The 9,322-nt window shown below is 44.4% G+C and carries 11 protein-coding genes and 3 pseudogenes; all 14 read left to right on the top strand.

Annotation, left to right across the window (positions count from 1 at the left end; genetic code table 11):
* The first annotated feature begins 119 nt into the window (after positions 1 to 119).
* Positions 120 to 326, top strand: a complete 207-nt coding sequence (locus QUB37_RS28545; RefSeq protein ID WP_333168537.1) for an ISAs1 family transposase — start codon at positions 120 to 122, stop codon at positions 324 to 326.
* A gap of 25 nt (positions 327 to 351) precedes the next feature.
* Positions 352 to 777: an ISAs1 family transposase gene (locus QUB37_RS28550; protein WP_333168532.1), complete on the top strand. Its 426-nt coding sequence runs from the start codon at positions 352 to 354 to the stop codon at positions 775 to 777.
* A gap of 952 nt (positions 778 to 1,729) precedes the next feature.
* A complete protein-coding gene (locus QUB37_RS28555; RefSeq protein ID WP_333099875.1) occupies positions 1,730 to 2,299 on the top strand; it encodes a DUF981 domain-containing protein in 570 nt (189 codons plus the stop codon).
* Between the two features lie 50 nt (positions 2,300 to 2,349).
* Entirely contained in the window at positions 2,350 to 3,213 is an 864-nt protein-coding gene (locus tag QUB37_RS28560) for a dioxygenase family protein (RefSeq protein WP_333099874.1), read from the top strand.
* 30 nt (positions 3,214 to 3,243) lie between these two features.
* Complete coding sequence (locus tag QUB37_RS28565; RefSeq protein ID WP_333168534.1) at positions 3,244 to 3,717, top strand: lipocalin-like domain-containing protein; 474 nt, start codon at positions 3,244 to 3,246, stop codon at positions 3,715 to 3,717.
* A 467-nt stretch (positions 3,718 to 4,184) separates the two neighbouring features.
* The gene (locus QUB37_RS28570; protein ID WP_333099872.1) at positions 4,185 to 5,021 is read left to right on the top strand and encodes an alpha/beta hydrolase; all 837 of its coding nucleotides are present in this window, start codon (positions 4,185 to 4,187) and stop codon (positions 5,019 to 5,021) included.
* Positions 5,022 to 5,094: 73 nt separating this feature from the next.
* Positions 5,095 to 5,463: a cupin domain-containing protein gene (locus QUB37_RS28575; protein ID WP_333093252.1), complete on the top strand. Its 369-nt coding sequence runs from the start codon at positions 5,095 to 5,097 to the stop codon at positions 5,461 to 5,463.
* A 341-nt stretch (positions 5,464 to 5,804) separates the two neighbouring features.
* A complete protein-coding gene (locus QUB37_RS28580; protein WP_333093254.1) occupies positions 5,805 to 6,530 on the top strand; it encodes an alpha/beta fold hydrolase in 726 nt (241 codons plus the stop codon).
* A 371-nt stretch (positions 6,531 to 6,901) separates the two neighbouring features.
* A pseudogene (locus QUB37_RS28585) lies at positions 6,902 to 7,189 on the top strand (SgcJ/EcaC family oxidoreductase); the annotation flags it as partial.
* Positions 7,190 to 7,387: 198 nt separating this feature from the next.
* Positions 7,388 to 7,561: pseudogene (locus QUB37_RS29960) on the top strand (SDR family NAD(P)-dependent oxidoreductase); the annotation flags it as partial.
* A 21-nt stretch (positions 7,562 to 7,582) separates the two neighbouring features.
* Complete coding sequence (locus tag QUB37_RS28590) at positions 7,583 to 7,816, top strand: helix-turn-helix domain-containing protein (protein ID WP_445300070.1); 234 nt, start codon at positions 7,583 to 7,585, stop codon at positions 7,814 to 7,816.
* Between the two features lie 105 nt (positions 7,817 to 7,921).
* A complete protein-coding gene (locus tag QUB37_RS28595) occupies positions 7,922 to 8,215 on the top strand; it encodes a hypothetical protein (RefSeq protein ID WP_333099871.1) in 294 nt (97 codons plus the stop codon).
* Positions 8,216 to 8,301: 86 nt separating this feature from the next.
* Positions 8,302 to 8,565 (top strand): annotated as a pseudogene (locus QUB37_RS29965) (TMEM175 family protein).
* A gap of 37 nt (positions 8,566 to 8,602) precedes the next feature.
* Positions 8,603 to 8,971 (top strand): hypothetical protein, encoded by a 369-nt coding sequence (locus QUB37_RS28600; RefSeq protein ID WP_333168535.1) that lies wholly within the window; start codon positions 8,603 to 8,605, stop codon positions 8,969 to 8,971.
* The last annotated feature ends 351 nt before the right edge of the window (positions 8,972 to 9,322 follow it).

Genomic DNA, 9,322 nt, shown 5'->3' on the forward strand with positions numbered 1-9,322 from the left:
CGAAATGACCAGCAAAAAGCGCTACATATAGTTACAGCCTGGTCTTCATCTCATCAATTGGTTTTAGGACAAAAAAAGTCGATAAAAAATCAAATGAACTGACAGCAATTCCGCAATTAATAGAAATGTTAGAAATTGCCGGAAGTGTAATAACTATAGATGCTATGGGCTGTCAAAAAGACATAACATCTCTGATTGTCAAGAAAAAAGGAGATTATGTTTTAGCTTTAAAAGGGAATCAAAAACTCCTATATCAAGCTGTGAAAGAGTGGTTTGAAGTAGCTAAAAAATCAGATTATTTAGGCAGAGACTACAGTCCGGCATGAGCAAGTAGAAGCTGGACATCATCGAGTGGAAAAAAGACAAGTGTGGACTGTTGATGTATCCGAGTTACCACAAGTGCATAATCAAGAATTATGGACGGGATTAAAAACAGTTGTCATGATAGTTAGTGAACGACGGCTGTGGAATAAAACCACGACTGAAGCTCGTTTTTACGTTAGTAGTTTAAGCAGTAATGCTGAGACAATTGCTGGGGCGATCCGTAGTCATTGGGGCATTGAAAATAGCTTACATTGGACGCTGGATGTGACATTTTGTGAAGATGAAAGCCGGATTAGGAAACAGAACTCTCCCGAAAATTTTGCACTTCTACGTCGCTTGGCTATAAATTTACTAAAACAAGAAAAAACTTCCAAACAAAGTCTAAAAATGAAACGGTATCGAGCGGCAATGGACAATAATTATTTAGTGAAAATTTTAAACTCTGCCAGTTAATGCTCGAAATCTAACACCTATCTAAGAAGGAAAATTATCCGGCTTTAAAAAGTTTAGAAAATCTTAAGGTTGTGATTTAATTTGCTTAAATGTGGTTAAAGTCAATGATTTTTAGAAGGTTTTTTTAGTTATTTAGTAGTGCACAAATTTAGGTGTTTGTCAAATTAATTTAGATGCGTTTACCCTGGCATCGTGGCTGGTCTAGTTTCATAGACCAAGAGAGTAGGGAAAGTCATGCGTGTTAATTACATATCAAGTCTACAGAGCGATCTAATGATGCAATCTTTGTGGTTTTTTGGTTCTTACCTTACCATCCTTGCTGCTCGACGCCGGACATTTCGCGCTGGAGACTCATGCAGAGGAGGTGGCAACGTTGATCCGCGCGTTCCTCGACAGAACGCTCGGTTCCACGCTGCGTCTTGAAGGTGATTGCACAAGAATCTGACAAAACATCCTAAGAATCTGAAAGAAACAGAGCATTAGGAATCATTACACTCAGACTATGAAAACAGCAGATAGGAAGCAAAAACACATTCTCCGCGATAAGGGACATTCCATAAAACTCTATCATATGCCCGGTGCCTGTTCGCTGGCTGATCTCATCGTTCTTGAATGGATTGGTATGCCGCACGAAATCGTCAGGATGAGTCTTGAAAGCATCAAGTCACCAGACTATAGCTGTAGCCAATTAGATTAGGGCACAGACTATAAGTCAAGATAGTCGCCGTAAAACGGCGTTGCTGATTCAGGGTATGAATTAACTTTTCGCTTGATGTTAGAAAACTCATCATAGTTGGTTTATAGCAATTGGGAAATCTTGAATTCATACCTGTATTCAATAACGCCAGAGTATTTCTGAAGCCAAAACTGGTACACAAAGCAATGCGACAGGCATTGCATACTTCAGTTTTTGTCTAAGTCTTAACAAAACCGAACATTTGCAGGAGGTCTAATGTTTATCGATTACCTTACACTCATGCTGATTAATCTATCAGCTGGACTCGCTCTGTTAGCTGCCTATGTGTATTTTGGTCTTGGTACTTCAAATCAGAAACGCTGGATTCCTGGTTTTGGTGTAGTCGGCGCGATCGCTTTAGTCACTGGCTTACACATGACTTTTACCTGGCCCATTATTGGTAGTTTCAATGTTGCCTTTGGTGAAACAACTGTTCTGTTTGGCATTTTGTTTCTAGGAACTTCCCTAGCTCTGGCAATGGGTTGGGAATTATTTACCCTGGGCATTTATGGATTCTTTGCAGGACTGGTATCGCTTCTAATTGGCTTTCGCATCATAAACCTGGGAATAACACAACTTCCTTTGCTGTCAGGAATTGGGTTCATTCTTGTTGGCTTAGGAGGAATTTTTTCCGTACCAACCCTCTCTCTCAAATCAACCCGGCTCTTGCGAACTATTGGAGCAATTGTGTTAAGTGTGGCAGCTCTCATCTTTGCTTATATCGGATTGACTGCCTACTGGGCGCATCTTGCGGACTTTTCGAAGTGGACACCCCTGCTAAGATAGTCGCCGTAAAACAACCATCATTAATCACGTAACTAAAAAGGAGTTTGATCGTGCAGAAAATCACACTTGACACTATCACTGAAGCCGTCATTAATCATGGCGATCGCGGCAAATCTCACCCACGACTCTATGAAATTTACACGAGCTTGGTTCAACATTTGCATGACTTTGTGCGTGAGGTGAATCTGACTGAATCAGAATTGCAGCAGGGACGTAATTTTCTCAACCAGGCAAGTCATCACACTCAGGAGATTCCCTCTGGAGAGATCCATTTGTTGACGGATCTACTGGGAATTTCAGAGTTGGTAGAATTGCTGAACGATGCTCATCGCGGTACAGAAAGCAATTTAGAAGGACCCTTGTATGTGCCGAATGCACCAGAACGGCAGATGGGCGATCGCTTGGGTATTGATACAGAAGGAGATTCGCTTTTCCTGTCAGGCAGGGTTTTAGATTTGAACGGTCAACCGATCGCCAATGCTCTGATTGATGTTTGGCAACCCAGTTCCCAAGGATTTTATGACATCCAAGAGCCATCTCAGCCGTTGGGGAACTTTCGGGGACGTTTCAAAACGAACAAGAGTGGAACGTATAGGTTTGAAACCGTGGTGCCACTAGGTTACAAAGTGCCAAGCAGTGGTCCATGTGGCGAGGTGCTGCGACTCTTGGGACGGCATCCTTGGCGCGGGGCTCACATCCATTTCAAACTCAATGCTCCGGAGTACACTCCACTGACAACACAAACTTTTATTGCTGGCGATCCTCACCTGGATTCAGATACAACCTTTGCAGTGCGATCGGCGATCGTTCAATTGCAAAAGCACGAAGCACTAGACGAACTCAAGGCACACAATCAAAGTAAACCGTTTTACACGACTGAGTTTGATTTTGTGTTGAAACCCGCTACTCTCTAGCGGAGAATCATCAAGCAATGGTTGCACATTATGTCTACACCATCAATCCAGAACAATCTGCTAATTGGCATTTGGAAGTTAATTTCTGCAACTGCCATTTACGCTGATGGAACGGTGACTCCAGACGTGTATGGAACTCATCCGGTTGGCTACATCACTTACACATCAGATGGTCACATGATGGTGATGTTTTCTAGGAGCGATCGCTCACCGCTGAGTCAGGAGGTCAGATCACCGCTGACTCCCCAGATGCAATCTTTACCCGTGGAAGAGCTTGCTCAAGCATTTACAACATTCAATGCTTACGCTGGAACTTATACGTTGAGTGGCAACACAGTAACTCACCAGATCAAAATTGCATCAATTCCTAATCGCGTTGGTACAACGTTAGTTCGCACCTTTACTCTTAATGGGAGCCGACTAACGCTCGTGACGCCGCCAGCCTTGAGTGATGGTGTTGAAGCGGTTTTTGAGCTGCTGTGGGAACGCATTATAGCAAGGTGAGTTCGTTGTCGATAACGAAGTAGAGGCAAGTACCATCACTTTTCACTCACTGAAAACGTCGCTATCCTCGGTTATCTCGACGGACGAAACTGGCTCACTGGCGAATGATCGATTGCCGCTCCCTACCTGTTCGTCATTCTGCGTTGGGCGAGCAACACTCAGGTCGGACTACAAGGCTTTGAGAACCTGTCACGATTTGTAGACCGCATGAATCTCGATGCTGGTGTGCGTGCCGCGCTGGCTACCGAAGCAGAATCAAAGCCATCTTAGAGGCGGCAAACGCGGCGATCGCGCTCAGGCAACAATGAAGGATTCTTGTCGTTCTGAAGTGACGGTAGGCAATGGATGCTTGCCCCATCTTGAAGTCTGCTTAACACAGCATTGTTAAAACGGTGATCGATCGCTGCATAACAATTGTGATGCAACAGACAAAAACACATCATCAATTTACAACGGAGAAACCTCTCATGCCTTACATTACCGTTGGTCAAGAAAACTCTGCAACCATCGATCTCTACTACGAAGATCTTGGGACAGGACAACCGATTGTACTGATTCATGGATTTCCATTGAACGGACATTCCTGGGAGAAGCAGGTTTTAGTTTTACTGAATGCAGGATATCGAGTAATTACCTACGATCGCCGAGGATTCGGTGCTTCCAGCCAACCCTCGTTTGGTTATGACTACGATACCTTCGCCGCCGATTTGAACACACTGATGACCAAGCTTGACTTGCAAAATACCGTGCTGGTCGGTTTCTCAATGGGAACAGGTGAAGTCACACGTTATCTTGGCAAATACGGCTCAGAGCGGGTGCAGAAAGCCGTGCTGATGGCTCCCGTTCCACCGTTTCTGCTAAAGACAGACGACAATCCAGAGGGTGTTGATCAAAGCGTTTTCGATGGCATTATGAAAGCGATTATTGACGATCGTCCAGCTTATTTCTCTGCCTTTTTCAAAGAGTTCTTCAATGTTGATGTATTGCTTGGCAATCGCATCAGCAATGAAGCGATTCAAGCCAGTTGGAATGTAGCAGCAGGGGCTTCTGCTAAAGGGACTTTGGATTGTGTACCTTCCTGGCTCACCGATTTCCGCGATGATCTGCCCCGCATTGATGTGCCGACTCTGATTATTCATGGAGATAGCGATCGCATTCTGCCACTGGAGTCCACCGCAGCAAGACTTCCAAAACTGATTAAAAACAGTCAACTGGTTGTCATTCCTGGTGGACCACACGCGATCAACTGGACTCACGCTGATCAGGTCAATCCCGTGTTGCTGGACTTTCTTCAGCAGAAATAATCAGTGACCCTTTCTCCTCCGAAATTCACAGATCCTGAACTTGATCCGATTGTGTAATTGCAAGCCTAAACTTATGCTGATCCAAAAACTAAACGACTGTGAAGAAATTATCGCTGGAGATGGAACTGTTCTGCGCGAACTGCTTCATCCTGACAAACAAGATATCAACTTGCGTTACAGTTTGGCACATGCGATCTTGCCTGTTGGCGAAACTTCGATTCCCCATTCTCTAAAGACTTCTGAGGTTTATTACATCATTAGCGGTGTTGGCGAAATGTCGATCGACAGTGAAGTTCGTCGCATTGAACCAGGCGATACGGTTTACATTCCTCCAAATGCAATCCAGTTCCTTCACAACTACGGCGACGAACCCATTGTTTTCGTTTGTCTAGTTGATCCAGCTTGGCGCAAAGAAGACGAAACGATTTATGCACCAGTCTGATTCATGTAAATCTCACTGCTAGGGATGATTGCTCACGATCTTAGGAAACCCAGCCATCGTTTTCAGTCAATGTTCATTGAAACTCTCTAGGAGCCATCATGAGTACTGCTGTAGTGAATAGCACGTCCCATGTTGTGATGGTTGCCCATGCAGACGCTGTTGCCAAACTCATCGATTGTGCTGCAACCGCGCTATAGACGAGGCATAAACGCATCCGGCTACATCACTGGACAATCCTTAGTGCTCGATGGCGGATACACAGCGAACTGACCCATTTCAAGAGAGAACAAGAGAGAAAAGACGAGCTTGATTTTCAGATCACATTTACAAGGAGGGATTCTATGTCAACTTTTGTCTTAGTTCATGGCTCCTGGCATGATGGTTCTGCTTGGCAGGCAGTCATTGATCAACTAGAAGCAAAGGGACATCATGCTTTTGCGCCCACGATCGCTGGGCATGGCAAAGGCGTGAACAAAAACGTCAACCATGCTCAATGCACGCAATCGGTCGTCGATTACATTGTGAGTAAAGACTTAAACGATATCGTTCTAGTCGGACATAGTTTCGGTGGGACAATTATTGCCAAAGTTGCTGAAGCAATCAGCGATCGCATTCGACGACTCATCTTCTTCAATGCCTTTGTCCTCAATGATGGTGAAAGCATCAACGATAACACCCCACCGCACTCTCAAGCGTTATCCGATCAGCTAGCGAGACAATCGGGCGATCATACGGTGATGCTACCTTTTGAGATTTGGCGAGAAGCGTTTATCAACGACGCTGACCTCGAACTGGCTCGATCGAGTTACGCACAATTATCGCCTGAACCGTATCAACCGTGGCTTGACAAGTTAGACCTAAAGCAGTTTTACTCGCTGCCCATCCCCAAAAGCTACCTTTACTGTACCGAAGACAACGTCCTTCCTCAAGGCGATTGGGGTTGGCATCCCAGAATGTCTACCCGCTTGGGGCTATTTCGGTTCGTGCAAATGTCCGGTAGTCATGAGGTGATGTTTTCCAACCCGGTCGGCTTGGCAGAAAAGATGATTGCGGCAGGACGTGACTAGCTGATGGTTGAGATGAACAACAGACAATCGCTTATCCCCGAAACAAGGGCGCTAACCGATCAGAATTTGACCAATCATCGTAGGAATCTGAAAGCAATCAAGCATTGGTACTGTCTATACTTCAGATCAAACAAACGGAATTAGCCGGCAACGCTTGCTGCTCCAGTAAGTTCATAGCGATCGAACGCAGCAGTGCATCTTCGTGCTGTTGTGTTCCTAAACTGCCAAAACAATTAGATAAGAAATCCCAAAACGAGGCGCTTATGAATTCACAAACAATTCAAAATCAACTCACCAGTCCTACTGACGAGTCCGCAATCAGTGCTTTCCATCACCAGATGATTGATGCTTAGAATCGAGGCAGCGGTGAAGACTTCGCTGCTCCGTTCAGCGAAACTGCCGATTTCATCGCGTTCGAGGGAACCCATCTCAAGGGTCGAAAAGCGATCGCTGCGTTTAATCAGCAAGCTTTCGACACGGTTGTCAAAGAAACACGCCTAGAGGGTGACGTGAATTTCGTCCACTTGCTGAATCCTCAACTTGCTCTCATGAATGGAGTTGTCAGGGTAATGCTGCCCGGACAACCCAAAACTTCACCGTCACGAGATTCGATGCAGCTATTCGTCGTGATGAAACGTGATGAAGATTGGCGGATTTAAGGGCTACTCAATGCCCGGAAGTTGACGCTAGAACGGCAATTCTTCTTGGACGAGTTTGACTCGCTGAGTGAAGAGGCTCAACGTCAAGTAACCGATTTCATTATAGATATCAAGCAGCGTCATCAAGCAAATCAATCTTGAGTTTTTAATAACGATCGCAACTTACAGCAAACTCGATTGTGCCTTTAACATTGTGCCATTAACAATACAGGAATTGATTTTCCTCCTGACAAACTACTGCACCAAAAATTGATCGAGGACTTTGACAAGCTGATGTCAACGAATGCAAGAGGACTGTTCTTGTCCATGAAATATGAAATTCAACAAATGTTTAACCAAGGATCAGGTGAGATCGTGAACAATTCGTCAACCGTTGATTCTCAAGAAGGATGTATGAACACAGCAAAACTCACCTCTTCAAATGTCATTACACCAACAAAACTCTCCCATCGAGAGCATGAAGTTTTGAAGCTAATGGTTGCAGGACATAGCAATCCTGAAATCGCCACAATACTCTACCTCGGTCAGAGTACAGTCAAGACTCACGTCCATGGAATCTTGAATAAGTTGGGTGTCAATCATCGGGTGCAGGCAGCGGTTGTTGCATTGCAAATAGGATTAGTTTGATTTCGTCGGAAACTGGGTTGAAATCGTAGGGGTGAAAACAATGCAAACTTTACTCATCAAAATCAATAGGAACATTACACAACCACAAACCACAGGAGTTTTCTAATGAACCGAAAGATTCTTTCAACTACAATCATAACCGCAATCACAATCACAATAACAATTCTATCCGCCGTACTGTTACCGTTCAATTCTCCATCCTTCGCTCAAGTCAGTCCACAAGTGATTCCCAGAATCGAAGTGATCGAAGATTCCGAGGGAATTCCACCCAGCTACCGTTTAGTCATTAGCCGAGCTCAGGACGATGTTTATGTCTTCTGTCCCACTAACTTCGAGCCAGAGTTGAACTATCTGCGAAATGTGAAGGGGATTAAATGTAAACCGTTTACCAGTCCTTAGAAGTAAACCAGTACGGAGTACCGGACAACCATTTTTACAAACGGCCGTTATACAACGCGGTAAGCAAACAAGGAGCATATCCAAAAATGGTTAAAGGTAGGTTAGAGGCATTCAGTGATGGGGTAATTGCTATTATTATCACCATTATGGTACTGGAGTTAAAAACACCTCATAAGTCAGATTGAGCTGCACTACGTCCGTTGATTCCAACCTTTCTAAGCTAGGTGTTGAGTTTCGTGCATGTTGGTATTTACTGGAACAATCACCATCACCTGTTTCAGGTAGTCCGACAAGTGAATGGTTCAACTTTGTGGGCAAACCTACATTTGTTGTTCTGGTTATCATTATAGCGGTTCTCAGATTAATGAGGTATACAGAAACCCTGTAGTGTCAATCTTTCCAGGCAAAAAATCGTACCTCACCTTTTTCAAAAAGGCTATATTTCCCTTTGTCACCGCATGGATGGGTGAAAATCACTTTGCTGCGCTGCCTGTGGCGCTTTATGGTGTGGTTCTCTTGTTGGCTGCGATCGCCTACTTCACTCTGACCCGCACACTTGTTTTTCACCACGGTCAAGATTCCACACTTGCAAACGCTCTTGGTCGGAACTTTAAAGGCAAGTTATCGGTATTGATTTATGCAGTTACAATTCCACTTGCTTTTGCAATCCCTTGGCTTGCATGTGCATTATACGTTCGGGTTGCAGTTCTGTGGCTCATTCCCGATCGTCGTATTGAAAAGGCGTTGAACTCATAAAGTTCCATGTTCGGAATGCTTGTTTGTGAAATTAGATGCATCGAGTGAGGCGGATGTCCGGGAATTGCTGCAGAAAGCGATCGCGACCTATGGCAGACTCGTTGGTGGAGTCACAGTGCGCTAAAAGGAAAAATCATCATGTTCAGAGTTTTAGCAACTACAGAAATGCAAGAGGAAATTTAAGTGACAAAAAAGGTGAATTGGCAATGGTATCTTGCTCTGTCGGGGCGACAAGTCGTCTATAACGCTGATAGAATAAGCCTCATAGCTCTTATTGTTGATAATTAGGTAGTTTATGTGGAGACAAAGACATTAATTCAACAACAACCTGCCAATTACTAAACATCAAAT

This window comes from Microcoleus sp. AT3-A2 (assembly GCF_036705685.1).
GTDB lineage: Bacteria > Cyanobacteriota > Cyanobacteriia > Cyanobacteriales > Microcoleaceae > Microcoleus.

What these genes read in the sequence shown, in the direction of transcription:
- QUB37_RS28555 (WP_333099875.1), top strand. Translation starts at nt 1,730, where the DNA reads ATGTTTATCGATTACCTTACACTCATGCTGATTAATCTATCAGCTGGA.
- QUB37_RS28595 (WP_333099871.1), top strand. Translation starts at nt 7,922, where the DNA reads ATGAACCGAAAGATTCTTTCAACTACAATCATAACCGCAATCACAATC.
- QUB37_RS28575 (WP_333093252.1), top strand. Translation starts at nt 5,095, where the DNA reads ATGCTGATCCAAAAACTAAACGACTGTGAAGAAATTATCGCTGGAGAT.
- QUB37_RS28580 (WP_333093254.1), top strand. Translation starts at nt 5,805, where the DNA reads ATGTCAACTTTTGTCTTAGTTCATGGCTCCTGGCATGATGGTTCTGCT.
- QUB37_RS28570 (WP_333099872.1), top strand. Translation starts at nt 4,185, where the DNA reads ATGCCTTACATTACCGTTGGTCAAGAAAACTCTGCAACCATCGATCTC.
- QUB37_RS28565 (WP_333168534.1), top strand. Translation starts at nt 3,244, where the DNA reads ATGTCTACACCATCAATCCAGAACAATCTGCTAATTGGCATTTGGAAG.
- QUB37_RS28590 (WP_445300070.1), top strand. Translation starts at nt 7,583, where the DNA reads ATGAACACAGCAAAACTCACCTCTTCAAATGTCATTACACCAACAAAA.